This is a genomic window from Gordonia sp. LMA167, from assembly GCF_058130025.1.
Genome location: NZ_CM176708.1, coordinates 1,339,086 through 1,364,417, shown reverse-complemented (window position 1 = coordinate 1,364,417; position 25,332 = coordinate 1,339,086). Strand labels below are relative to the sequence as shown.

Below are 25,332 nucleotides of genomic sequence, written 5' to 3'. Positions count from 1 at the left end.
CTGGCACGGTCCGACGATTCTCCGCGAGGAGCCGACCATGCCCGTGCTGCGCAAACGTTCGTCGACGGCCGCGCTGGCCTCGTTGTCCGGGAAGGTCGCGCTGATCACCGGCGCGGCGAGCGGCATCGGCCGGGCCACCGCGCTGTCGCTCGCCCAGCGCGGCACGGATCTCATCCTGTTGGACATCGATGACGAACCGCTGCGCGAACTTGCGGACGAGATCGGCGCGGATCACGCGGTGGCCCACCGCGTCGATGTCACCGACTTCGATGAGGTGCGCGACGCCGTCGAACAGGGCATCGCACGATTCGGTGGGATCGACCTGGTGCTCGCCAACGCCGGCATCGCGTCGTACGGTTCTCTGCAACAGGTGGATCCGGCGGTCTTCGCGCGCGTCGTCGATGTCAACCTGAAGGGTGTCTTCCACACTTTCCGTGCCGCGCTGCCGTCGGTGATCGAACGTCAGGGGTACATCCTCATCGTCTCCTCCGCTGCCGCGTTCATTCCCCTGTTGGGCCAGTCCCCGTACAACGCAACCAAGGCGGCGACGGAGCATCTCGCCACCTCGTTGCGCGCCGAGATCGGGCATCGAGGCGTCGCCGTGGGGTCGGCTCACATGCTGATGATCGATACACCGCTCGTCGCGGACATCGCCGCGGATCTGCCGTCGTATTTCGCCGTTCTCGACGAACTTCCGACGTCGATGCGCAAGATCGTCTCCCTCGATGACTGTGCGGCCGCGATGACGAAGGGACTGGCGCAGCGCAGTCGCCGCGTCTATGTCCCGCGGTGGATTGCGGTCACGGCCTGGCTCAAACCCGTCCTGGCGTCCCGCATCATGGACCGGCAGCTCGCCGATGTCGCCGCTCGCCACCTCGGTCGCGTCGACGCCGAGGTCGCCGCGTTGCATCGCTCCACCAGCGCCCGCAACGTGGCGAGCGGGCATCTGCCGGCCACAACAGCGTCCGCAGCCGACGGGTGATACCGCCGGCCCGACCGACAGTGTGGGCCGGTGGTCTGTTCAGCCGTGTGTGCCGACGGGGAGCGCTCCGATCTCGGCGCCACCTTCCCCGAAGTGCCGGAAACGGGCTCGCTGGCGCGCCTTCTGTCCCCGCCACTCGAGATAGCGGCCACCCACCGGCGTGTGGCCGATGAGTCGATAGCTGATCGTGTTGCGCACCCACGCCACCCCGAACGCCCACGGAAGGCGTTGCGGCAGGCGAAGATCACGCATGCCATGACTGCCCAGAAAGCCCTCTAACATGCTCAGCAGCCGCTCGCGCGTGTAGCCCGCCGACAGCGCCGGCAGATGGCGATAGTGCAGATCCTTCTGAACGTCGACGAGCGCGTTCGCGAGTTGCGCACCGGCATCGGTCACGTCGGTCTGCGACAGCAGGATCGCGTAGCTCAGTTGGTGTTGATCGCGTTCGTCGTCGAACAGCCAGTCGTCGTCGACGCCGATCAGCCACCCCACGTATTTCCACAGATGCATCAAAGCCCGTGAATCGTCGTGCGAGATCGGCACGCCGAGCGCCCGCACGCCCATCATCAGCGCACCGCTGAACAGATTGAGTGTCGACGCCAGGTCGGTCTGGTTGATCGGCAGCCCCCACTCGGAGCTGTCCCACCGGCCGTTGCGTTCGAAGGCCTCGTTGACCAGCGCGTGCATCAGGCGGACGTGCACCGTCAGTTTCCAACCATCACTATGTCGCCGCATACTTCCCGGTTGCCCGACCGCGATCGCCCACGTCTGGGTCTCGCCCAGGCGCCGTTTGGTGGTGCCTCCGGACAATCCGCCGGTCTCGGCGAGCAGATCGACCGGCCCGCCGAAGCGGTAGCCACCGATCAACGACAGCTGGAGAAGGACGTCGTCGGCGTTCTGGCCGAATCGGCGGAACACGGTGGCCCCGCGTTCGCACAGCTCGGCGTCGACCCAGGCCGGTGTGTCCTCGACGAGATCGAAGAAGGTCCGCAGCGCCGGCGGGCTGTCGTCGGACACCCCCGACTCGAGCGCCTCCTGGAACTGGGCCATCGTGAGCCGGCCCGGGTCGTCTGTGGGCAGCCGCATTGCCCGCACGAGCGCGGCGGCCGGTTCGTCGCGCATCAACAGGCGACGCCCGAGGAGATCGAATTCTGCTTCGGTCGGCTCGGTCAGACGCCAGTACATCCGGAGCAGTCGTCCCATCCTGCGTCCCCGTTCGTCGGCGGCGCGATGCCGTCGGGGGGGTGCGGGCACCGGTGCAGATGTGGCAGCCTCCGTCGTGGTGGACATGAGACTAATTTACCAATTCGTCTCATTGGCGACAACGGTGCACTGTCAGAGCGACGTCGTAGTGTGATGAGGAGCCGAGCAAGGAGAGCGTGATGGGCCCGAGACGACACGCGACGATCCTCACCGTCCTCGGTGATCTCACGCTGGTCGCCGATGGCGCCGAACTGGTCGGATGCCGCTTCCCACCCACTGACACCTCCTCACTCGGCGACGCCGTGGAGGCCCGTCACGACACCGTTCTGGGCCCGGCCGCTGACCAGCTGCAGGAGTATCTCGCCGGCGACCGTTCGACCTTCGATCTGCCGATGCGTACCGACGGCGACGACTTCCAGGAACAGGTGTGGGCCGTATTGCGTCAGATTCCGTTCGGACACACGGTCAGCTACGGCGAGATCGCAGCACGACTCGGCGATCCCGCGCTGGCCCGACGGGTGGGCCGCGCTGTCGGACAGAACCCGATCGGCGTGATCATCCCGTGCCATCGGGTCATCGGTGCCGACGGTTCCCTCACCGGATTCGGCGGCGGGCTCGAGCGCAAACGACACCTGCTGGAGCTCGAGGAACCGGCCGAGGTACGCGAGTCCCGGCTGTTCTGACAGAACGAACTCGCGAACCACCCTCCACCCTGGGTCTGAGGAGCCCCGAGCCGCGAGGATCCCCCCCCCCGCTCCCTGAGGAGCCTCCGAGCGTGCGGGGATGCCTCCCCCGATCCCTGAGGAGCCTCCGAGCCTGCGAGGATGCCTCCCCCGATCCCTGAGGAGCCTCCGAGCCTGCGAGGATGCCTCCCCGATCCCTGAGGAGCCTCCGAGCCTGCGAGGATGCCTCCCCCGATCCCTGAGGAGCCTCCGAGCCTGCGAGGATGCCTCCCCCGATCCCTGAGGAGCCTCCGAGCCTGCGAGGATGCCTCCCCGATCCCTGAGGAGCCTCCGAGCCTGCGAGGATGCCTCCCCCGATCCCTGAGGAGCCTCCGAGCCTGCGAGGATGCGTCACGAAGGGCGGCGCCTCGCGAGACTCCTCGGGGAGCGAGTCGTGACGGTTGTGTCCTGTCGCCAATACCCTCGTGTCATGGATGACCAACTGACAGCCCTCGCCGGCCGACGCGCCGTCGTCACCGGAGCGACCAACGGCCTGGGCTTGGCGACGGCCCGCGCCATGGCCCGGGCCGGCCTCCGCGTCGTGTTGGCCGTACGCAACGTCGAGCTCGGCGAGCAACGAGCCCGCGAGTTCGGCGGCGACTGCGAAGTCCTCCCACTCGACCTCGCCGACCTGTCGTCTGTGCGCGCCTTCGCCGAGAGGCTCGACGGTTCAATCGACTACCTCATCAACAATGCCGGCGTCTTCCCTCATCAGCACCGACAGACCACCGACGGTTTCGAACTCGGCATCGGTACGAATTTCCTCGGGCCCTTCGCGTTGACGAACCTGCTGCTGCCGCGCATCGAACGTCAGATCGTCTGCGTGGCCTCCGACGCCCATCGTGGCGCCAAGGAACTCGACCCCGACGATCTCGACCTCAGCAGGGCGCGCTGGAGCCCGCCGCGGTCCTATGCACGATCGAAACTCGCGGTGATGCTGTGGGGCCTCGAACTCGATCGCCGTCTGCGTACAGCCGGTTCGCCGGTGACGGCGATGCTCACGACGCCGGGCTGGGTGGCCTCCAACATCTCGAACAAGCCACACCTGGGAATCGCTCACAAGGTGGTGCAGGGTGCCGCAACACGATTCGCCAACGACATCGACGCCGGCGCCGCGACCACTCTGTATTGCCTGACACACCCCATCGCCCCCGGCAGCTATGTTGGTGTCGACGGCATCTGGGCCTTGCGCGGTGAACCGGTGCTGTTCGGACGATCGACGGCGGCATGCGATTTCGAGAACGCCGCGCGTCTGTGGGCCGCGGCCGAGAAGCTCACCGGCACCAGCTGGCCGGTGGGGTAGTTCGGGCGGGACGATGCCCTTCGTGACGCATCCTCGCAAGCTCGGAGGCTCCTCAGGGAGCGGGGGGACGCTCGGAGGCTCCTCAGGGAGCGGGGACGCGTGCGAGCTCGGAGGCTCCTCAGGGAGCGGGGGGTGACGCGTGCACGCTCGAGCGTGACGAGGCCCTTCGTGACGCATCCTCGCAAGCTCGGAGGCTCCTCAGGGAGCGAGTAGTGACGCTCGTAATCTCGGGCCGGCGCCTCACCGAACCGTGTTGCACTCAGCCGGGGTCAGAGATTGAATGCGGCACGGTAGCGGGCGTACACCGCGTTGACCTCGTCCTCGGTGAGGCCGAAGTCGGAAAGCGCATAGGTGTGTACGCCGTGGGCATTCTGGGCGTGCCCGGCACGATGCTCGTCCATGCGAGTGCGGATGGTGTCGGTGAGATCGAATCCGGCGGCGTCGTAGATGCGTTTCACCTGGGCCATCGGATCGTCGATGAGATCCTCATAGTGAATGTCGACGAACACGTCCGGTCGTGCAGCACGCACGTCGAGCGCACGGTCGACCATCGCGCCGTTGCGGTCAAGCCAATGCCGGGCAACGGATTCTGCGTCGACGTGGTCGCTGAACATGGAATGACCGTGTGCGAGCATACTGGAGAACGACGCGGTGGTGCGCAGCGGATCGCGGTGGGTCTGCACGATGACGGCCTCGGGAAACACGTCGAGCACGGTGTCGAGATGCTCCAGGTGCGCCGGGGTCTTGAGCACCCAGCGGGGTCGGGGATTCTGCGCGTGCAGGATCTGCAGCAGCGTCTTGAGGTATTCGTAGGATGCCCGCATGTCCTGCTGCTGCAGCCACAAGGCGTAGGACGGCACGTCGAGCATGGCCTCCGGCACCTGCGACAGCAGCGAATACTCCTGCAGCAGAACGTCTTCCTCCGGGCCGTCGGCCTCCACCGCGTGGATCGCGAAGAACTGGGGATTCAGATAGCGCAGCGACCATTCGGCCAATGTCGTCTGTGCCACCCGAACTGTCGGTTTGCCGGCCTTCTCCCGCTTCCGCGGCAGCGGATGAATGACCTCCCACGATCCGACCGCGCGCATCTCCGGGTCGGCGGCGATGAGCCGATGCAGCATCGTCGTTCCGCTGCGCTGGAGGCCGGCGATCACGATCGGCGGGGAGATGTCCGTCCGCAGGATCGACGGTTCCCGTCGGATCAGATCAGCGACCCGCAGGCGAGTGGTGAGAAGGCCGTGCAGACGCGCGCGGATCACCAGCGCCCCGAACAGGCTCAGCTCCGATTCCTCGACGATCGACGCGCACAACACATCGAGGGCCTCGTCGGCCTGCGCATCGTCGACCCACGGTAGTCCGGTGGCCCTCTGCGCGCGTCGCCGCAGGCAGTCGGCAGACAGGTCCACGACCGACACACCACGCGCATCGAGCATCCGGCCGACGCGGTTGATCGCGCGCACCGGCCGACGCCGGAACGGTGTGAACGAGGCACTCATCGCGACCGGCCCGGTCAATCCAGCTGTGCGAGTTCGCTGGTCGTGACCACGCGGGTGCGCGGCTGCGGGTGTCGCGCGGCGCGGATCCACCGGAACGTCATGGCGCCGCAGTCGTGTCCGGTGGTGTCGATCCAGTTCGGCACACCCGGATCCTTGTGGGCGACCACGATCCGTACCGAGCCGTCGTCGCGGTAGGTCGCGGTGTGCTTGTTGACGTGGATCGTGTGATACCGGTAGTCGAGCGACTCCAGCCAGTGGTTGTCGAGCTGGAAGTTCCAGCCGTCGCAGTCCGGGATCTCGCTGTCGATGACCAACGCTTCGTCGGGGCCCAGCCGCCAATAGCTGTGGTAGTAGATGATGTTCGGGTCGCCGCCGGCCTTGGTCGAGCGCTCCGGGTCGAACATCGGCAGCTCGTTGGTGTGCCGGGAGAAGTCGCGCGCCCACTTGGCGAACAACATCGAGGCTCCGGCAACCAGCAGGCTCGCCTTGCCCAGACCGGCATCCAGCTGCGCCGGGGTGAGCGGGGCAGGCGCGGCCGAGCCGGTCAGCAGTTCGATCCGCAGATCCGCCGGGACCTCGGTGCTGCGGTCGGCGAACGTCTGCCGCACGATCAACAGGCCGGTCTGCGGTGTCATCGACAACCAGTTGCCGTCGTGCTCGGTGGCGCTCAGGATGAGTTCGAAGTGGCCGTCCGGCCCGATCTCGAGGTCGGCGGCCTCCACGTAGCCGGTGGTCGGCATCTGCCCACCCTCGCCGTAATTGCCCTCCTGCGTACCGAAGCCCAGATAGTCGACGGTTCCGCGGGTCCCGGTGATGCGGTACTCGAGAGATCCGTCGATGGTGGCGTTCATGTAGTAGTTGTCCGGGTTGTCCGACCCCATCTTCGCCGTCTCGTGGATCATGCGGCGCAGGACCGGGGCCTTCGGGTCGGCGTATTCGACGAAGGCCTCGAGGCCGGCACGGGTGAGTCGACTGAGGTAGCGGTAGCCCTCGGCCTGGGTGAGCGGGTCGGTCGGGGTGCCGGGGAAGACGATCGCCGCCCCGGCCGACTTGAGCGTGTCGCAGAACTCGTCCCACGACGTCCCGCTCACCACCCGCTGCTCGGCGACACTGTCGGGTGTCTGTCCCCGCAGCTTCAGGTACGCCACCCGCGCCCTCTTGAACTGTCCCAATGCCGCCGTCGCGATCGTCCGCCCGTTCATCGCCCGCCTTTCGTGTCACGTCATCCCATGATCGCCGGTATCGAGGACGACTGCCCGGATATCGGCGATCGCCACCCTGACCCGTCCTGCCGCGTCGTCCCGACCTCGCTCCTCCGTTGCGAATCTGCTCCCTCGATCGAAGGAGCGCATCCGGAACGGGGGAGCGACGATGCCGGCACGGATCGCGGCTCGGGTTATCGTCCAAGACATGTCCGAACTCCGTCTGGTCCCACAGACCGTCGACGATCCGTCCGAGTTCCATTCCCTACGCCTCGAGGTCCGCGAGTTCGTCGACGAGCAGCGCGCCGCCGGTCGCATCGGGCGCCGGGTCGACAGCTGGCTGACGGGGTGGGATGAGGAGTTCACCGCGGCCCTCGCGGAACGCGGCTGGTTGGGCATGACGGTCCCCGTCGACTACGGCGGGCGCGGGCGCGGCTTCGTGGAGCGTTTCGTCGTCACCGAAGAACTCCTGGCCGCCGGTGCACCCGTCGCCGCGCACTGGATCGCCGACCGTCAGATCGTGCCCTCCCTCCTCAAGTACGGCACCGAGGCGCAGAAGCAGCGGTACCTGCCCCGCATCGCCGCCGGCACCTGCTTCTTCGGCATCGGCATGAGCGAACCCGACTCGGGCTCCGACCTCGCGAGCGTGCGCACCCGGGCCACCAGAGTCGATGGCGGGTGGTCGATCACCGGCACCAAGGTCTGGACCTCCGGCGCCCACCGGGCCGAGGCATTCATCTGCCTGACCCGGTCCGAGCCGCTCGACCCGGCTCATCGCCACAGCGGTCTGAGCCAGTTCATCGTCGACCTGCGCGGGCCCGGGATCGACATCCGCCCGATCCGGTCGATGGACGGCAGCCATCACTTCAACGAGGTGATCCTCGACGACGTGTTCGTGCCCGACGACATGGTGTTCGGCACCATCGGCGAGGGCTGGACGCAGGTGACCTCCGAGTTGGCATTCGAACGCAGTGGGCCGGAACGATTTCTGTCCACCTTTCCGCTGCTCGCCGAGACGGTCGACGAGATGCGGACAGGCGCGGTGCCATCGCATCCCGACCTGGGCAGGCACGTCGCCCGCATCGCCGCACTGCATCAGATGTCGAGCGCGGTGGCCGGTGCGCTCGCCCGTCACGAACCCGCGGACACCGCCGCGGCCGTCGTGAAAGTCCTGGGCACCACCGGTGAGGGCGACATCGCCGACTTCGCCGACCAGCTCCGCGACGCCGCGGCGCCTGGAGGTGACGATTTCGCCCGCATGGTCGACGCCGCGGTGGTGCAACGCCCGGGATTCACGTTGCGCGGCGGCACGAACGAGGTGCTGCGCGGTGTGATCGCGCGCGGATTGGGGTTGCGCTGATGACCGCCGTCGACCGTGACCTCGTCGACATGATGTCGGCGGTGTTCGCCTCTCATCGCGAGAAGACCTCCGGCGCCGACACCGAAACCCGCTCGGCCGCATGGGACCTCGAACTGTGGGAGCAGTTGTCCGAGGTGGGCCTCGCCCGGCTGACCGGCAGTGAGGACACCGGCGGCAGTGGCGCCGACTGGTTCGCCTCCGCCGAATTGTTGTCCGCCGCCGCCACGCACGGGGTGTCGGCGCCCATCGTCGAACACGATCTGCTCGCCGGCTGGCTCCTGGAGACTGCCGGCCTACCGATCGACAACCGACGACGCACCGCTTGCATCCTCGACCAGCACGGAGTCGCACGCGACGTCGGCTGGGCGGCGAGCGCGGAACGAGTCGTGGTCATCTGGCGATCCGGTGACACCTCTCTTCTCGCCGATGTGCCGGCCGCGGATCTCACGATCAGGCCCGGAACCAATGTCGCCGGCGAACCACGCGACACCGTCACCACCGACATCGCCGCGTTGACAGGGACACACCTCGACGAATCGATCGCCGGCCAGTTCGTGCTCCGCGGCGCGCTGGCGCGGGCCGTCCAGATCTGCGCAGCGCTCGAACGCACCCTGGAGCTGACGGTGGTTCATGCCACCGAGCGCCACCAGTTCGGTCGGCCGTTGGCACGGTTCCAGGCCGTCACGAATCTGATCGCCGACATCGCGGCCGAGACCTCACTCGCACGGGCCGCGACCGAGGCCGCACTCGCTTCGGCCGTGCGCGGCGACTGGACCGGCGAGAACCTGGAGTTCGCTGTTGCCGTGGCGCGTTCGTGTGTCGGTCAGGCCACGTCGGTGGCGGTCCGCAATGCCCACCAGGTGCATGGCGCGATCGGGACGACCCGCGAGCATCGCCTCCACGAGTTCACGCTGGCCGCGCTCGCCTGGCGATCGGAGTTCGGTTCGACACACCACTGGGATGAGATCGTCGCGTCGGCCGCGCTGGACGTGGGCGCCGATGGACTGTGGGCCCTGATCACCGGCTGACGGTGGCGTGCGGGAACGCTCTCGTCCCCACCACGGCGACGCCCAGTCCCAGGACCACCAGCGCCGACCCGAACCACGCCAGTGCCGACGTGCCCGCGGCCGTCGTCAGGAGCGCACCACCGATCACCGCACCCAGGGCGATGCCGACATTGGAGGTCGAGTTGATCCAGGCCCCGGCGATCTCCGGGGCGTCGGGCATGGCCCGGACCGCGGCGGACTGGTACATCGAGGGCACACCACCGAACACCCCGTTCCACAGCGCAACCGCGAGCACGAGTGCCGGCAGCCACTCGTGGGTCACCCAGACACCGAGCATTGCGGCCGCCAGCAACCCCAGAACGGCCAGCACCGTCGAGCGGGGATGGCGATCGATCGTGCGGCCGAGGCACGCGAGTCCGACGAGACCGCACACCCCGCACAGCAGCAGGATCGGGCCGATCGACGCCTCGTGTGCGCCGGCGGTCAGGAACACCACCGTCACGTAGGTGTACAGCGTGTACTGCCCGACGAAGGTCAGGGTGTTGGACGCGACGACGACACCGAGATCCGTTCGCGTCCCAGGAGGGAGAATTCGCCGGCCGGCCGGCGCCCCGCCCACCGCGGGCAGCGTCCGCGCGACCAGCACTAGGGTGATCGCCGCGAACACCGCCAGGATCGCGAACGCCACCCGCCATCCCACCAACGAGCCGAGAGTCGTCGACACCGGGACGCCGAGCACGAAACCGGCGGTGGCCCCACCGGACACGAGCGCCAGGCCGCGACCCACCTGGCCACGTTCGACGAGCAGCGGCACAAAACCGATACAGACCGAGAAGAACAGCGCGTGCGAGAGCCCCCCGACCACCCGCCCTGCGGCGAGGAACGCGAACGTCGGCGCCACCGCGATCATGAGGTTGCTCAGGAGGTAGGCACACACCGTGGCCAGGATCAGCGGTTTGCGCGGGAGCCGTCGGGTCGCGATCGTGAGCGGCACCGAGAAGATCGCGACCATCGCGGCATAGACCATGACGAGCAGACCGGTGGTCTGCTCGTCGACGTCGAAGGCGTCGCCGATGGCCGGCAGCAGACCCACCGGGAGCATCTCCGTGGTGACGGCGAGGCACCCGGCGAGGGCAAGCGCCATCAACGCGGGCAGGTTCTGACGAACACCGCGCCGGGTCGAGGTCGAGTCGGTGGAGATGGCCACGCGACGAATATACTCGTGATCAGAGTTTAATGAAAATGGGAGGATGACCCGGTGACCTCACAGCCGAGCAGCGCGACACCGGCGCGCTGGTTCACCGCCGCGCGGCTGATCGATCTGGTCCGCACGCAGCCGGGTATCACCCGCGCCTCGGCGGCTCAGGAGCTGGGCATCGGCAGTGGCGCGGCGACCGAACTGCTGAGCCGGATGCGCCGCATCGAACTCCTCGATGAGAGTCCCGCCCCCGCCCACGGACGCGGCCGGCCCTCCACCGTTCTTCGTCCCCACCCGAACGGACCGGTCGTCGTCGCCGCGGACCTGACGACGACCGGCTGGCGGGTCGCGACCGCCGACATCACCGGGGCCCCGAACATCGAGGCGAGCACCCCGGACCTGGGTCGCGACCCGCAGCGGGTACTCGCCGACATGGCCGAGGCGATCCGGGCGATCCATGTGCGCGAGGCCGACCGGGTGCGGGCGGTGTCGGTGTCGGTCGCCGGCACCGTCCGAGACGATCGCCTCGTGCAGTTCACCCGGCGCGGGTGGCGCGACGTGGACCTGTCGCGGTTGACGTCGGATCTGCCCGCCGACGTCGAGCTGCAGGTCCTCGTCGGCAATGACGCGACACTCGCGGGTCTGGCCGAGGCGCGGACCGGCTCGGCCCGCGGCGTCGGCACCGCCCTGCATCTGATCATCACCACCGGGATCGGCGGGGCGCTCATCGTCGACGGCGTACCCGCCACCGGGGCGCACGGCAGCGCCGGCGAGTACGGCCATGTGCCGTTCGGCGATCCGTCGCGACTGTGCCCCTGTGGCGCCCACGGATGTTGGGATCTCACGCTGGACGGGCGTGCCCTCGCCGAACATCGCGGCGACCCACCACCGGAGAACGCACCCGGCTACATGCACACGGTCCTCGACGAGTACCGCGGCTCATCCGTGGCCGACACCCGCACCGGCGCGGCCCTCGCCGCAGTCGCCGCCTCACTCGGTCGAGGCGTCGCCGGACTGGTCAACATCCACGACCCCGACGTCGTCACGCTCGGCGGGCTGGCCGCACCGCTGCGGGCCGGTGCGCGCGAATCCTTCGACGACGCCTACCGGGCCGGTCTCATGTCGTATCGAAAAGACTCTCCCCCAGCAGTTTTGGACGGGATATATGGGGACGACGGACCGTTGTACGGCGCCGCGGCCTTCGGCGTCGATCACATCACCACCGTGGAATCGCTGGCGCGATGGGGCAGCCGGTGACCGCTCGGGCATTACCTGGAGACAACCGTGCCGCGGCGTGCACCCGAGTAAGGTGAGACACGATCCCAACAGCGCAGGCAGAACAGAGATCTGCCCCGAAGCACGAGGGAGGCGACGCTCATGACAACCATGGTGATCGTGGGAGGCGGCCTGGCCGGCGCGAAAGCCGCTCAGGAACTGCGTGAACACGACTTCGACGGACATGTGATCCTCTTCGGTTCCGAGGAACACCTGCCGTACGAACGACCGCCGTTGTCCAAGGAATTCCTGGCCGGCAAGAAGAAACTCGCCGACTTCACCGTCCACGACGGGGAGTGGTACCGCGACAACAGGATCGACCTACGCCCCGGTACCACGATCGAGAAGATCGACCCGTCCGCGAAGACCGTGCAGCTGCCCGACGGCTCCACCGTGAGCTACGACAAGCTGTTGCTCGCCACCGGCTCTCGCTCACGGCATCTCGATCTCGCCGGGGCGGACGCCGACAACGTTCACCACCTCCGCACGATCGACGACGCCCAGAAGCTGAACGCGGCGATCCATGACGGTTCCCGCGTCGCGATCGTCGGCGGCGGCTGGATCGGCCTCGAGGTCGCGGCAGGTGCCCGCGAGCGTGGCGCACAGGTGACGGTCGCCGAGGCCGCACCACAGCCGCTGCTCGGCGCACTGGGTGCCGAGGTGGCGCAGGTGTTCGCCGACCTCCATCGCGCCCACGACGTCGACCTGCGGACCGGGGTCGAGGTCGAGGCCGTGATGACCGACGACGGCGGCGGCCACGCGCAGGGCCTGCGACTCGCCGGAGGCGACACGGTCGACGCCGACCTGGTGTTGGTCGCGGCGGGCGCGATACCGAATCTCGAACTGGCCGAGACGGCCGGCCTCGAAACCGGCGGCGGCGGTGTCCTCGTCACCGCCGGTCTGCGCAGCAGCGACCCGGACATCTACGCCGTCGGTGACATCGCCAATGCCGAGCATCCGACTCTGGGGACCCGGGTGCGCACCGAGCATTGGGCGAACGCCCTGAACCAGCCGGCGATCGCGGTCGTGAACATGCTGGGCGGCGACGCCGAATACACCAATCTGCCCTACTTCTTCACCGATCAATACGACCTCGGCATGGAGTTCACCGGCAGTACGTCCGGGTACGAGAAGGTCGTGTTCCGCGGTGACGTCCAGGGACGTGAGTTCGTGGTGTTCTGGCTCGACGACGACGCGCACGTCCAGGCGGGCATGCAGGTGAACGTCTGGGATCAGCTCGAGGACATCAAGTCACTGATCTCGTCGGGCCGGCCGGTCGACACCGCGCGCCTGGGTGATCCCGACGTCGCGCTGGCAACGCTGATCTCGTGAGGGACCGCGTCACAACACCTTCGTGATCGCGCCCGTCAGCTTCTCCGGCTTGGTGGTCGGCGCGAAGCGGTCGACGACCTTGCCGTCGCGGCCGATGAGGAACTTGGTGAAGTTCCACTGGATTCGTCCGCCCAGCAGTCCGCGCTTCTCGGATCGCAACCAGGCATACAGCGGGTGTGCGTCGGGTCCGTTCACGTCGATCTTGGCGAACATCGGGAAGCTGACGTCGTAGGTCAGCGAGCAGAAGTTCTTGATCTCCTCCGCGTCACCGGGTTCTTGATGGGCGAACTGGTCACACGGGAAGCCGAGCACGCGCAGCCCTTGGTCGCCGTATTGCCGGTTGAGCGCCTCCAGACCCTCGTACTGCGGCGTGAACCCGCACTTCGACGCGGTGTTGACGATGAGTAGCGGTAGCCCGGCAAAGGTCGACAGCGGAACGGTGTTGCCGTCGATGTCGGCTGCGGTGAATTCGTAAGCGGTGGTCATGTCTCCCTCTGCGGATGCGCGGGTGTCGTCGTCGAGCTAAGTGTAGACACGCGTACTCAGAATCTGATCGCAGGCCGCCGGGCCTTCGGCGATGCCCCGCGTGAACGCCTGCCCACGGTCGTCGCCGTTTCCGTGCGTGGCGTTGTCGGGCAGCGCGTACATGAACGCGGTCGCCTCGGCGAGGTCGGCGGCGCCGAGGCGACCATCGGTGACCAGCCAGGCCATGCCCGCACCCGACCAGCAGTCGCTCGCCAGTTCCAGTCGCCGCAGCTCGTCGGCGGGACCGAAAATGGTGGTGGACACCGGTTTCAGACCCGCCGCCTCCTGGACGCCGTGACTCGATTCGTGCAGGAAGGTGGCGATCGCCCGAGTGCGGGTCGAGATCAGGTCCGCGTCGGTCTCCGGGTTGACGAAGGTGATCCGATCACAGTGGTGCAGCCCGAGGTTGAGCAGCTTGCCGAGTTCGGCGTAGACGCAGATGTCGCGGTTCTGCGGATTCCACGACAGCCCGAACGCCGGGTTGTCGACCCGCACGGTCTCGCGGACGACGCCGGACCTGCCCCGGTGCGCGAGCCACAACTGGGTCATCGCCGCCGCGCACGCCGTGTTCCTCGACGGTTTCTGGTCGGCCGTGCATGCCGCGAGATCAGGCGCGATCGCAGTGGTCCGAAACGGCGCCGCGAGCACATCAGTGGTCGGTGCGACGAGCATCAGCGCGGCGGAGGTCAGGGCGATGACGGCCATCGAGCAGATTCGCCTGTGTGTCATCTCGCCTCGTCCCGTGGCCGGTTCAACGAGGCATCGACGGACCGGAATCCAGCATGGGGACGAGATATCGACGGGCGATGTCGGCCAGTTGTTCGTCGTCGTGCACATCGATCAGTTGGCTGGGCACCGTCAGGAACGAGTTCGAGATACGAACCATCATCTCGGCGGTCAACTCGGTGTCGAGGTCGGGGTCGATGTTCCCGGCGTCCTGCTCCCGGCGGAGTTGCTGTGCGACGAATTGGCGCACGGCCACCAGCATTCGGCCGTCGTCGGCTCCGATCGACCCGGCCAACAGGGTCGGCTCGGTCTCGAGAAGACCGCCGATGAGGGGGTTGCTCAGGATCGAGCGCAGGGAGCTGACGAAGCCGAGCACGACCCGTTCCGCCGCCGTGTCGGCCTTCTCGATGTCGGCGAGAAACCGGAGGAAGTAGCGTCGGAACTCGCGGAGGATCACCTGCTCGACGAGCGCGTCCTTGGTGTCGAACTTCCGGTAGATGGTGATCCGGGACAGTCCGGCGCGACGGGCGACCTCTTCCATCGACGAGCGCTGGATACCCATCCGACAGAACTGCTCGAACGCAGCGTCGAGCAATCGGGTCCGGGTCGGATCGTCGTCGGGTTCGTGCAGGTCTCCCCCGACCACGGCCACGTATGCCCGCTGCAGCAACGACTGCGGCTGCGGCGATGGAGATTGCAGCTCCAGCGGCGTGGCGGCCTGGCCAGGTTTCACTCGATCTCCTCCGCCCCTCGTTGGCGAAGCATACCGCGCATCGCTCCAATCATCCGAAAACGTGTGTATCCAGAATCACTCCGTGCTACACCTATGAAACAGCGATACAGCGATTGTTACATCGCGTCATCGAGTCGGGTGGCGATAGACGGGAGTGAGAAAGATGGAGAACGTCAACAGGAGAACTCTGTTGAAGGCAGGCGGCACGGTAGGTGCGGTGGGCGCTTTGGCCACCGTCACACAGGCGTCACCCTGGACATGGTCGCCGGCCGAATCGTTGCCGGGGCGCGGCAGCGGCGCGGACCCCAAAGGTGTCTGGGATGACGACGCCGACCCCGTGGTCGCCAGACTGCTGGACCGGGGACAGGTGCCCGAGGTCAACCGGCTGCTCCGATCGTGGACGAAGAACGGGCAGCCGCTGCCGGCCGGGCTGCCCAAGGAACTGCGCGATTTCATGGAGCATGCGCGTCAGCTTCCGTCGTGGACCGATCGTGGCAAGTTGGCGACCGCAGTGAAGTTCAACGAGAAACGCGGCACCTATCTCGGCGTGCTCTACGGGTTCGCCAGCGGCATGATGAGCACCGTCATCCCGAAAGAGGCGCGCGCGGTCTACTACTCCAAGGGCGGCGCGGACATGAAGGACCGCATCACCAAGACCGCGAAACTCGGCTACGACATCGGCTCACTCAACGCCTATCAGCCCGACGGCGAGATGGTCGTGACCTGCGTGAAAACCCGCCTGGCCCATGCCGCGGTGCGCCACCTCCTGCCGCAATCCCCGTGGTGGGAACACGCGGCTCCGGAGAAGACGCCGATCAGCCAGGCCGACATCATGGTCACCTGGCACAGCCTGCCCACCACGGTGATGCGCAACCTGCAGAAGTGGAATGTGCCGATCGCGCCGGACGAGTCGGAGGGCTTCCTGCATTCCTGGCAGGTCAGCGCCCACATGCTCGGTGTGCAGGATCAGTACATCCCCAAGTCGTGGGCGGCGGCCGACTCACAGGCCAAGCACGTACTCGACCCGATCCTGGCGCCGACGCCGGAAGGCAAGAAGCTCGCCGACATCCTGCTCGGCCTCGGTTACAACCTCGACCTCTCGCTGCTGTCCCGCGGAGTCCTCGGGGCGTTGACCCGATTCATGTTGGGCGACAAGATCGCCGGCTGGCTCGACATCCCCCGGGAGCCCGTGTGGACCCCGCTGCTGGAGACCGCCTGGGGCCCTTATGTGGCCGTACGGGAGGGCGCTCTCAATGTCGGCGTGCCCAAAGAGGCGTACTGGCTCTTCGACGAGTTCCTGCGACAGTTCGTGCTCTTCTACATGTCCGAACTGCACATGCCGATCAACATCCAGATGCCGGTCATCAACAACCCGCACTACCCCGGCAACAGCGGCGGCAAGCAGTCGGGCGGCTATCGCTGAACACCTACCGGTCCAACCGGTTCGGATGTCGGGGGCAGGGATGAGGCGCCGGATGCGTGGCGCCGTCGGACCTGCGCCGCGGTGGTGGGGATCGGTGGTGTGGCGGGCGCGTCGGACGCGGCCGCCACACCGTCCGGTCCCGCAGTCGCACCGGATGATTCACGTCGAGGAGTGAGGAGAACGACATGGGGGCATTGCAACCCTGGCACATCGTCCTGGTGGGAGTGGCGTTCGTCGTGCTCTTCGGCGCCGGCCGCCTTCCCGATGCCGCCCGCGGCCTCGGGCGGTCATTGCGGGTGTTCAAGAGTGAGATGGCCGAACTGCACGAGCCCTCCGAACGGCAGCAGCCGATCGGGCACGACCACGAGAAGCCCTGAGCCGTGGACAACAAAGTTCTCGAAGACAGCCTCGCCCTGGTGGATCTGCCCGACAACGGGCTGACCATCCGGTTCTACGACATCCTGTTCGAGCGCTATCCCTCGGTGCGGCCGATGTTCGGGCGCGACACACGGGTTCAAGCGGCGATGTTGCGCACCGCCATCGTCTCGGTACTCGATCATCTCGACGACGGTGACTGGCTGACATCGGAACTCGGCTCACTGGGACGGCGCCACGCCGAACTCGGGGTCACCGCACCCATGTTCGACGCCGTCGGCGAGTGCATGATCTCGGCGATGGCCGAGATCGGCGGGGACGCCTGGACACCTGCGATGGCCGCGGCGTGGACCGAGGCATTGACCGCGGTGAGCACACTGATGCTGGAGGGGTATCCGCGCGACCGGTAGCGTGCCACCATGCGTTTCGGAATCTGCATCCTGCCCGACCAGCGGTGGTCCCGGTCGCGACCCCTGTGGCAACGAGCCGAGGAGATGGGTTTCGACCACGCGTGGACCTACGACCACCTCGTCTGGGGCGGGCTCCCCGATTCTCGATGGTTTTCCTGCATCCCGACGCTGACCGCGGCCGCCGGCGTGACCGAGCGGATCGCGTTGGGCGCGTTCGTGGTGTCACCGAATTTTCGCCATCCGGTGTCGTTCTCCCGCGAAGTGCAGACGCTCGCCGACATCTCCGACGGCCGCTTCCTGCTCGGGCTCGGCGTCGGCGGCACCCCCGACGACACGCTGCTCGCCCAGCCGGAACTCACCGTCGGGCAACGCGTCGATCGTTTCCGGGAATTCACTCATGTGCTCGACCGGACGCTGCGCGACGACCATGTGACGTTCGACGGCGAGTACTACAGCTCACGTGACATGCGCCTGGTCGGCGGCAGTGTCCGGGAGCGCGTGCCGCTGCTGCTGGCCGGCAACGGCCCGCGCAACGTCCGTTTCGCCGCACGCAACGGGGACGGCTGGGTCACCACCGGAACCGCGGCATCGTCGTTGGAGGACTGGTTCGCCGGCATCGCCCGGAACTGCGCGGTGTTCGACGACGCGTTGGCCGTCGGCGGTCGTGGCCCGATGGACCGCTATCTCAGCCTCGACGCCTCACCCCGCAACGCGCTCGAGAGCGTCGAACTCTTCGACGAGATGGTGGGCCGCGCCACCGAGCTCGGCTTCACCGACGTCATCGTGCACTGGCCGCGCGCCGATGAACCGTACAAGGCGCCGATGGCGGTACTCGAGGCGGTGGCGGCGCGCGGGCTGCACTGATCGACCATTCCTCAACGCACGTTGTGATCCACGGCACTTCCGCGCTAGGCTCCGGATCAGTCAGTTGACTCACCATCATTGTGGCTCTCGGGGGAGGACGAACCATCATGACGAAAGAGCATCTCGTGTCGCTGGTCAGAGAGGCGATCGCGGACGTGCTGTGGCTGCCACCCACCGCTCTCGACGCGTATACCGAGCTGTCGGAGTACGGGCTGGACTCGATCTCCGCGATCGACCTGACCGTCCAGCTCGAAGAGGTCTTCGACATCCGCATCCCGCATCGGGACACCCGCGAACTGATCAGCGTCGATCGCATCGTCACCTACATCCAAAAGGTCGCGTGATCGTCGACGAGCACACCTGAGTGGGCGACTCACCGGTGATCGATGGATAGAGTCGACCGGGTGAGCGTGCGCGCGGGGATCGTGGTCACCGGGACCGAGGTGTTGTCGGGGCGGGTCACCGACCGGAACGGTCCGTGGGTGGCCGGACAGCTGCTGGATGCCGGGGTCGACGTCGCACACATCACCATCTGCGGTGATCGGCCCGCCGACCTGATCGCGCAGCTGCAGTTCCTGACCGATGAGCATGTCGATCTCATCGTCACCACCGGCGGTCTCGGACCGACGGCCGACGACCTCACCGTTGCCGCGGTCGCCGAGTTCTGCGGGCGTCCGCTCGAACTCGACACCGAACTCGAGGCCCATATCGCCGACATCATCGGGGCGTGGATGCGCCGCCGGAACGCCGACCCGGATTCGGAGAATCTGCGTGCGGGAACCCGCAAGCAGGCGCTCGTTCCCGTCGGCGCCACACCGATCCCGCCGACCGGTACCGCCCCCGGAGTCGCCGTGCCGGCCACCACCGGCGACGCCCGGTCGACGCCGGCCATCCTCGTTCTCCCCGGGCCGCCCCGCGAGTTGCGCGCGATGTGGCCCGCGGCGATGGCCGCCGCGCCCGTGGCCGACGCGTTGGCGGGCCGCATCGAGCTGCAGCAGGAGATCATCCGCGGGTACGGCTTGTCCGAGCCCGACCTCGCGGCGACGCTGCGACTGGCCGAACAACAGGTGACCGGATTCGCCGAGCTCGAGATCACCACCTGCCTGCGCATGGGTGAACTGGAGATGGTCACGCGCTTCCCGGACGCCGCCGCGGGCGCCTACCGCGACCTGTCCGACGTGATCCGCGAACATCATGGGAACCAGGTCTTCTCGACCGACGGCTCGACGATCGACGATCTCGTCGCCGCGGCCCTGTCCGGCCGCACCGTCGCCACCGCGGAATCGTGCACCGGCGGGATGGTCGCGGCTCGCCTCACCGATCGCCCCGGATCGTCGGCCTACGTCGTGGGCGGGGTGGTTGCCTACGCGAACGAGACGAAGACCGGTCAGCTCGATGTCCCCGCCGAGCTGATCGCCGAACACGGTGCCGTGAGTGAACAGGTGGCCGCGGCGATGGCCGACGGTGCCGTGCGTCGCCTCGGCGCCGACGTCGCGGTCTCCACGACAGGCGTGGCCGGCCCGGGTGGTGGCACCGATGCGAAGCCGGTCGGCACCGTCTGTTTCGGTGTGGCCGTCGCCGGACGACCGACCACCACGCGGACGCGCTACTTCCCCGGGGACCGGGCCAACGTCCGCAGCCTCTCCACCGTCGCCGCCATGCACATGCTCGCCGAGATACTCGCGGACTGAGTTGGGCGCGACACCGCCGGCCACCGATCTCCCCGCATACGGTCATCCATTTGGCCGTCGGCTCCGAACACCTGCCGTGACGCCGATCCATACCCAGCATCCGCGTGCGCAAACAGGCACGGTGGCCGCCGCCCCGGACGCCGGAGAGCGCCGCGACAGTACGATCCGCGCGCTCGGTGAACGCGACCTGGCGCAGGTCAACGCCCTGTTGCGCGAGCAGTTGGACGGTCATGCCGCCGTCCTCACCGGCGTGCACGGCGACCTCACGGAGGTGACCGCAGCCCTCGAGCGGGCCGCCTCGCGCGGCAAGCGTCTGCGCGCGTCCTTCTGCCTGTGGGGTGCGCGAGGCGCCGCTGCGGGCGAGTTGCCGCCGGGCGCCGTCGAGACGGCAGCCGCCATCGAACTGTTTCACCTCGCCGCACTCGTCCACGACGACGTCATGGACCACAGTGATCACCGCCGAGGACTGCGCACCGTGCACGGCCACTTCGCAGATCTCCACCACCACGGCCGGCGGTCCGGCGACGCCGCAGCCTACGGCGAGGCCGTGGCCATCCTGGTCGGCGACCTCTGCCTCACCTGGTCCGACGATGTCCTCACCGACGGTGTTGCCGGCCTCGAGCGTCCGACCCGCGACGCACTACGCCGGATGTGGTCGACGATGCGCGACGAAGCGATCGCCGGGCAGTTTCTCGACGTCGACGCCCAGACCCGCGCGTGGACGTCGGTCACGACTGCACGGCTGGTCCTGCGGTTCAAGAGCGCCAAGTACACCGTCTCGCACCCGCTGCGCATGGGTGGTGCGCTGGCCGGCGCCGATGCCGACATTCTCGCCGCCTACGACGACATCGGCCTGGCCGCCGGCGAGGCCTTTCAATTGCGCGACGACCTCCTCGGCGTCCTCGGGGACCCGCAGGTGACCGGCAAGCCCACGATCGATGACATCCGAGAAGGCAAACGCACCTTGCTGATCGGCCTCGCCGAAGAACACGCCGGACGGGTGCAGCGGCGGATCCTCGATGACAGCCTGGGCAATCCCGACGTCACCGATTGCCAGGTGGCGCAAGTATGCGAGGTGCTTCGTGACACCGGAGCGGTCGACATGGTGGAGGACCGGATCACCCAGCTCGCCGGCGAAGCCTTCGATCGCATCGACCGGGTCGAGATCGACGAGGTGGCCCGTCACGCACTGACCGCCCTGGTCACCCGGTGCGTGTGGCGTTCGGCATGACCGCACCGGCGGTGGAGTTACGGGTCTGGGGTGTGGACCGTGTCGGGCCGGCACTTCGTCGTATGGCCATGGATCGTCGGCGGATGCGCGACCTACCGGGTCTGCGCTTCGCCAAACTCCTGGGGACGGGGTCGGCACGCAGCTTCACCCCGCGCGATGCCGATCCGCGGCACTGGGCGCTGCTCACTGTCTGGGACGACGACGCCGCCGCCGATGCGGGCGGGCAGAGTGCCGTCATCGACGACTGGCGGATGGCGAGCCGCGAGGAACTGCGGGTCCGTATGCGACCGTTGCGATCCCGTGGACGTTGGGCGGGTGTCGAACCGTTCGGCGACCATCCGACCGACACCACCTGGTCGGGTCCGGTCGCGGCCATCACCCGTGCCAGGCTGCGGCCCACCCGGATGGTCTCCTTCTGGCGTTCGGTCCCGCCGGTGGTGTCCGAGTTGAGCAACGCGCCGGGACTGATGTTCGCGCTGGGCGTCGGCGAGGCACCGATCGGCCTGCAGGGCACGTTCTCGATCTGGGATTCCACCGCCGATCTCACCGACTTCGCCTACCGGTCACGCGCACACAGGTCGGCGGTGCGGCGGACCGAGCCCGCGCGCTGGTACGCCGAGGAGTTCTTCGCGCGCCTGGCGGTGATCGACATGACCGGCGAGTATGAGAGCGACAAGCGGTGAGTCCGTTCATGTTCCGGACGGCGAGCAGTCCGGCGAGCGCACCCGCGAGGGGTTCGGCCCAACCACGGATGTGGGCCGGATGGATGCTGTTCGGATGTGCGTTCGTCGTGCAGGCCGCGTTCCCGTACACCGACGGGGGGACCTCGCTCCTCACGGCGGCGAGCGTGCTGTTCCTGACCGGCGCCGTGCTCGCCCATGTCGTCGTCAGCCGCGGAGTGCGGTCGGCGATCGCCCTGGCGGTCGTCGCGGGCGGCGGCGGCCTCCTGGCGGAAACCGTGGGCGTCCACACCGGAATCCCCTTCGGCCAGTACACCTACACCGGCACGCTGGGCCTCGAGGTGGCCGGGGTGCCGGCGCTGGTTCCGCTCGCCTGGATCATGATGGCCTGGCCGGCACTGGCCGTCGCACGTCGTCTCGTCGGCCGAAACGGTCGCCTGCTCACCGCCGTGGTCGGGGCATGGGCGCTGACCGCGTGGGATGTGTTCCTCGATCCGCAGATGGTGGACCAGGGCCACTGGATCTGGGCGAGCCCGCATCCCGCACTCCCCGGCGTGGCCGGCATTCCGGTGACCAACTTCCTGGGCTGGCTGCTGGTGTCGTTTCTGATGATGGTCGCGTTGGACCGACTGATCAGTGCCCCGGCACCCACCGACATCGGCGCGGACACGCTGCCGATCACCATCTATCTGTGGACGTATGTGTCGTCGGTGATCGCCCACGCGCTGTTCTTCGGGCGGCCCCCGGTGGCGATCGTCGGTGGTGTGCTGATGGGTGTCGTCGCGGTTCCGTTGGCGATCAAGCTGTTCCGAGGTGACACCCGTGCAACGAACTGATCTGTGGCGCAGCCTGGTTCACGTGGGCACCTGGGGTGCACTCGCATCGCTGGCGCTGACCCTCGACAACACACGACGCATCCGACGACCCGACCCGCGGGCAGTACCGGCACCGGAACCGCTCACCGTCCTCGTGCCGATGCGCAACGAATCCGCCAATGTCGTCGCCTGTCTCACGGCCATCTCCGCTGCCGTCGCCCGGTGGCCGGGACCCGCCCGGGTCGTGGTGATCGACGACGAATCCACCGACGGCACCGGCGCCGCGCTCGCGGCGCTCGCCGCTGCCGACCCGCGCATCGAGGTACACGGTGGGCGCCCGACCCCGGCTGGCTGGCTCGGCAAACCATGGGCCTGCCACCAACTGGCCGAGCATGCGACGAGCACCGGAATCCTGGCCTTCGTCGACGCTGATGTTCGGGTTGCGCCGCAGGCGTTTGTCGCGTCGGCGGCCGTCCTGCGTGAGAGCGGACTCGACCTGCTGTCCCCGTATCCGCGCCAGCAGGTCGACGGTCTCGTCGAGCGTCTGGTGCAGCCGCTGCTGCAGTGGTCGTTCATGAGTACGCTGCCACTCGGGCCAGCCGAGACGTCGGCGCGGCCGTCGCTGGCGGCCGCGAACGGGCAACTGCTGCTGGTCGACGCGGACGCGTATCGGCGTGCGGGTGGCCATGCCGCTGTCCGCGCCGAGGTCCTCGAGGACATCGCTCTGCTGCGCACGCTCAAACGATCCGGTGGTCGCGGGGTGGTCGCCGAGGGCAGCGACGTCGCCACCTGCCGGATGTATGACGGGTGGCGCGAAGTCCGTGCCGGCTACCGGAAGTCGCTGTGGTCGGCATTCGGATCGCTACCCGGGACCGTCGCCGTGACGGCCCTGCTGAACATCGTGTACGTACTGCCCGCGCTGGCGGCGCTGCGCGGTTCGCGGATCGGATTGCTCGGGTACGTCGCCGGTGTCGCGTCGCGGGGAGTCGTGGCCCGACAAACCGGGGGACGATGCTGGCCCGACGTGCTCGCCCACCCTGCCTCGATCATCGCGTTCAGTGTGCTCACCGCCGATTCCGTGGTGGCACGTCAGCGGGGATCGCTGCGATGGAAGGGCCGAGCCCTCGAGGTTCACGCATGACGGATGTCGTCGTTGTCGGCGCCGGGGTCGGCGGTCTCGCCGCGGCGGTGCGGTTGCAGGCCCTCGGCCATCGGGTGGCCGTGCTGGAGCAGGCACCCGAGGTCGGCGGAAAGCTGGGCGTGGTGCGGCACGACGGATTCGTGTTCGACACCGGGCCGTCCCTGGTGACGATGCCCCACATCCTCGCGGATCTGTTGGCCGCCACCGGGGCCCCGCTCGACGAGGTGTTGCCGTTGGAGCGGCTCGATGTGGCGGCACGCTACCGGTTTCCGGACAGCACCCGACTCGATCTCCCGGGCACTCTCGACGAGATACCGAGTGCACTGGACGCCGCACTCGGACCCGGCTCCGGGGCACAGTGGTCGACGTTTCTCGGTCGGGCACAGGCCATCTGGTCGGCGACGCACGGTCCGTTCCTGGAATCCCCGCTCGGGGTGGGGTCGATGCTGCGTCACGCGCGCCCGACCGATATCGCGACTATCGCACCCTGGCGAACGTTGCGGGGACTGGGCCGGCAGTACCTGCGCGATCCCAGGTTGCGCATGCTGCTGGATCGCTATGCGACCTACACCGGATCCGATCCCCGACGGGCGCCTGCGGCGCTCGCATCGGTGCCGTGGACCGAACAGGCCTGGGGATCCTGGTATGTGCCCGGCGGCCTCGGACGTATCGCAACGGTGTTGCAGGACAGGCTGATCGAGCTGGGCGGCAGCGTCGAGGTCGAGACCGGCGTCCGGGAGATCACCGTGGACGGTGGCGGTCGGGTCGATGGTGTGGTGCTCGATGACGGTGCGCACCGGTCCGCCGACCTGGTGGTCGCCAACGCCGATGCTCAGCAGATCTACGAGCGTCTCGTCCGCGCCAAGGCTGCGGCCCGCCCGGCAGCGCGTATCCGGCGGTCCACCGCGTCGCTGTCCGGATTCGTCCTGCTGCTCGCGCTCGACGCCCCGCCCGCCGACCAACCCCATCACCACGTGCTGTTCGCCGAGGACTACGACGCCGAGTTCGATGCGGTGTTCGGCTTCGACGGCCCTCCGCGTCCCGTCGAGCGGCCGACCGTCTACATCTCGGCCCCCGACGATCCGGCGATCGTCCCCGGCCCTGGAACGGGCTCGTGGTTCGTCTTGGTCAATGCACCACGCCACGACCCGGCCGCCGGCGTCGACTGGGATCGCGCGGGTCTGGCGGACAGCTACGCGGACCTCGTGCTGCGCGTGATGGCCGAACGCGGCCTCGACATTCGAACCTCGGTGCGCCACCGCATGATCCTGACTCCAGCCGACCTCGAGCGTCGGACCCTCACGCCGGGCGGCTCCATCTACGGAACCTCATCGAACGGCGCCCGGGCGGCATTCCTGCGACCCCGCAACGCTTCCCCGGTGCCGGGCCTCTACCTCGTCGGCGGGTCGGCACACCCCGGCGGTGGGCTGCCTCTGGTGATGCTGTCGGCGCGGATCGTCGCCGAGCTGATCGGGTCGGCCTGAGCGCTGCGGCTAGCGAGCGAAGCGTCACCACTCGCTCCCCGCGGAGCCTCGCGAGAAACGAGCAAGGCGTCACCCCTTTCACCCCCTGAGGAGCCTCGCGAGGAACGAGCGACGCGTCACGAAGGGCGACCCTTCGTGACGATCCTCCGCTAGC

Annotated in this window: 25 protein-coding genes; 18 read left to right on the top strand and 7 right to left on the bottom strand. The window is 68.1% G+C overall.

Annotated elements, in window-relative coordinates; genetic code table 11:
• Positions 1–73 precede the first annotated feature (73 nt).
• Complete coding sequence (locus ACVT6V_RS06115; protein WP_489900719.1) at positions 74–982, top strand: SDR family oxidoreductase; 909 nt, start codon at positions 74–76, stop codon at positions 980–982.
• 39 nt (positions 983–1,021) lie between these two features.
• Here the strand turns inward: ACVT6V_RS06115 and ACVT6V_RS06110 are convergent, their stop codons facing one another.
• On the bottom strand, positions 1,022–2,272 hold the full coding sequence (locus ACVT6V_RS06110) for an oxygenase MpaB family protein (protein ID WP_489898912.1): 1,251 nt from the start codon (positions 2,270–2,272) through the stop codon (positions 1,022–1,024).
• Between the two features lie 92 nt (positions 2,273–2,364).
• Between ACVT6V_RS06110 and ACVT6V_RS06105 the strand changes: the two genes are divergently transcribed.
• A complete protein-coding gene (locus ACVT6V_RS06105) occupies positions 2,365–2,868 on the top strand; it encodes a methylated-DNA--[protein]-cysteine S-methyltransferase (RefSeq protein ID WP_489898911.1) in 504 nt (167 codons plus the stop codon).
• Positions 2,869–3,337: 469 nt separating this feature from the next.
• A complete protein-coding gene (locus ACVT6V_RS06100) occupies positions 3,338–4,210 on the top strand; it encodes an SDR family NAD(P)-dependent oxidoreductase (protein ID WP_489898910.1) in 873 nt (290 codons plus the stop codon).
• 269 nt (positions 4,211–4,479) lie between these two features.
• Here the strand turns inward: ACVT6V_RS06100 and ACVT6V_RS06095 are convergent, their stop codons facing one another.
• Positions 4,480–5,706, bottom strand: coding sequence for a sulfotransferase family protein (locus tag ACVT6V_RS06095; RefSeq protein ID WP_489898909.1), 1,227 nt, complete (start codon positions 5,704–5,706; stop codon positions 4,480–4,482).
• Positions 5,707–5,720: 14 nt separating this feature from the next.
• Positions 5,721–6,908, bottom strand: coding sequence for a DUF1214 domain-containing protein (locus tag ACVT6V_RS06090; protein ID WP_489898908.1), 1,188 nt, complete (start codon positions 6,906–6,908; stop codon positions 5,721–5,723).
• Between the two features lie 208 nt (positions 6,909–7,116).
• Between ACVT6V_RS06090 and ACVT6V_RS06085 the strand changes: the two genes are divergently transcribed.
• Positions 7,117–8,268 (top strand): acyl-CoA dehydrogenase family protein, encoded by a 1,152-nt coding sequence (locus ACVT6V_RS06085; protein WP_489898907.1) that lies wholly within the window; start codon positions 7,117–7,119, stop codon positions 8,266–8,268.
• Positions 8,268–9,296, top strand: a complete 1,029-nt coding sequence (locus ACVT6V_RS06080; protein WP_489898906.1) for an acyl-CoA dehydrogenase family protein — start codon at positions 8,268–8,270, stop codon at positions 9,294–9,296. The genes ACVT6V_RS06085 and ACVT6V_RS06080 overlap by 1 nt, the downstream gene beginning before the upstream one ends.
• Here ACVT6V_RS06080 and ACVT6V_RS06075 read toward each other — a convergent pair.
• Complete coding sequence (locus tag ACVT6V_RS06075; RefSeq protein WP_489900718.1) at positions 9,286–10,476, bottom strand: MFS transporter; 1,191 nt, start codon at positions 10,474–10,476, stop codon at positions 9,286–9,288. The two genes, ACVT6V_RS06080 and ACVT6V_RS06075, sit on opposite strands and share 11 nt — an antisense overlap.
• 57 nt (positions 10,477–10,533) lie before the next feature.
• Between ACVT6V_RS06075 and ACVT6V_RS06070 the strand changes: the two genes are divergently transcribed.
• Entirely contained in the window at positions 10,534–11,730 is a 1,197-nt protein-coding gene (locus ACVT6V_RS06070; RefSeq protein WP_489898905.1) for an ROK family transcriptional regulator, read from the top strand.
• Positions 11,731–11,850: 120 nt separating this feature from the next.
• Positions 11,851–13,080, top strand: coding sequence for an NAD(P)/FAD-dependent oxidoreductase (locus tag ACVT6V_RS06065; protein WP_489898904.1), 1,230 nt, complete (start codon positions 11,851–11,853; stop codon positions 13,078–13,080).
• Between the two features lie 9 nt (positions 13,081–13,089).
• Here ACVT6V_RS06065 and ACVT6V_RS06060 read toward each other — a convergent pair whose 3' ends face one another.
• From ACVT6V_RS06060 to ACVT6V_RS06050, 3 genes are read right to left on the bottom strand one after another with little or no spacing between them, the layout of a single operon-like run.
• Entirely contained in the window at positions 13,090–13,566 is a 477-nt protein-coding gene (locus tag ACVT6V_RS06060) for a glutathione peroxidase (protein ID WP_489898903.1), read from the bottom strand.
• Positions 13,567–13,602: 36 nt separating this feature from the next.
• On the bottom strand, positions 13,603–14,334 hold the full coding sequence (locus ACVT6V_RS06055; RefSeq protein ID WP_489898902.1) for a hypothetical protein: 732 nt from the start codon (positions 14,332–14,334) through the stop codon (positions 13,603–13,605).
• 22 nt (positions 14,335–14,356) lie between these two features.
• The gene (locus ACVT6V_RS06050; RefSeq protein ID WP_489898901.1) at positions 14,357–15,064 is read right to left on the bottom strand and encodes a TetR/AcrR family transcriptional regulator; all 708 of its coding nucleotides are present in this window, start codon (positions 15,062–15,064) and stop codon (positions 14,357–14,359) included.
• 163 nt (positions 15,065–15,227) lie between these two features.
• Here ACVT6V_RS06050 and ACVT6V_RS06045 point away from each other — a divergent pair, with 163 nt between their 5' ends.
• The 11 genes from ACVT6V_RS06045 to ACVT6V_RS05995 all read left to right on the top strand — a co-directional run bounded on the left by ACVT6V_RS06045 (position 15,228) and on the right by ACVT6V_RS05995 (position 25,178).
• Complete coding sequence (locus ACVT6V_RS06045; RefSeq protein ID WP_489898900.1) at positions 15,228–16,487, top strand: oxygenase MpaB family protein; 1,260 nt, start codon at positions 15,228–15,230, stop codon at positions 16,485–16,487.
• A 185-nt stretch (positions 16,488–16,672) separates the two neighbouring features.
• Complete coding sequence (gene tatA, locus ACVT6V_RS06040; RefSeq protein WP_489898899.1) at positions 16,673–16,864, top strand: Sec-independent protein translocase subunit TatA; 192 nt, start codon at positions 16,673–16,675, stop codon at positions 16,862–16,864.
• A 3-nt stretch (positions 16,865–16,867) separates the two neighbouring features.
• Entirely contained in the window at positions 16,868–17,272 is a 405-nt protein-coding gene (locus ACVT6V_RS06035; RefSeq protein ID WP_489898898.1) for a globin domain-containing protein, read from the top strand.
• Between the two features lie 9 nt (positions 17,273–17,281).
• On the top strand, positions 17,282–18,136 hold the full coding sequence (locus ACVT6V_RS06030; protein WP_489898897.1) for an LLM class flavin-dependent oxidoreductase: 855 nt from the start codon (positions 17,282–17,284) through the stop codon (positions 18,134–18,136).
• A 107-nt stretch (positions 18,137–18,243) separates the two neighbouring features.
• Positions 18,244–18,480, top strand: a complete 237-nt coding sequence (locus ACVT6V_RS06025; RefSeq protein ID WP_489898896.1) for an acyl carrier protein — start codon at positions 18,244–18,246, stop codon at positions 18,478–18,480.
• A 60-nt stretch (positions 18,481–18,540) separates the two neighbouring features.
• Entirely contained in the window at positions 18,541–19,827 is a 1,287-nt protein-coding gene (locus tag ACVT6V_RS06020; RefSeq protein ID WP_489898895.1) for a competence/damage-inducible protein A, read from the top strand.
• Between the two features lie 121 nt (positions 19,828–19,948).
• Positions 19,949–21,058, top strand: a complete 1,110-nt coding sequence (locus tag ACVT6V_RS06015) for a polyprenyl synthetase family protein (protein ID WP_489898894.1) — start codon at positions 19,949–19,951, stop codon at positions 21,056–21,058.
• The gene (locus ACVT6V_RS06010) at positions 21,055–21,741 is read left to right on the top strand and encodes a monooxygenase (RefSeq protein ID WP_489898893.1); all 687 of its coding nucleotides are present in this window, start codon (positions 21,055–21,057) and stop codon (positions 21,739–21,741) included. Before ACVT6V_RS06015 ends, ACVT6V_RS06010 begins: the two co-directional genes overlap by 4 nt.
• A 68-nt stretch (positions 21,742–21,809) precedes the next feature.
• Positions 21,810–22,574, top strand: a complete 765-nt coding sequence (locus tag ACVT6V_RS06005; protein WP_489900717.1) for a carotenoid biosynthesis protein — start codon at positions 21,810–21,812, stop codon at positions 22,572–22,574.
• The gene (locus ACVT6V_RS06000) at positions 22,561–23,694 is read left to right on the top strand and encodes a glycosyltransferase family 2 protein (protein WP_489898892.1); all 1,134 of its coding nucleotides are present in this window, start codon (positions 22,561–22,563) and stop codon (positions 23,692–23,694) included. The genes ACVT6V_RS06005 and ACVT6V_RS06000 overlap by 14 nt, the downstream gene beginning before the upstream one ends.
• Positions 23,691–25,178 carry a phytoene desaturase family protein gene (locus ACVT6V_RS05995; RefSeq protein WP_489898891.1) on the top strand — a complete coding sequence of 496 codons (1,488 nt, stop codon included), beginning with the start codon at positions 23,691–23,693 and terminating at the stop codon, positions 25,176–25,178. Before ACVT6V_RS06000 ends, ACVT6V_RS05995 begins: the two co-directional genes overlap by 4 nt.
• The last annotated feature ends 154 nt before the right edge of the window (positions 25,179–25,332 follow it).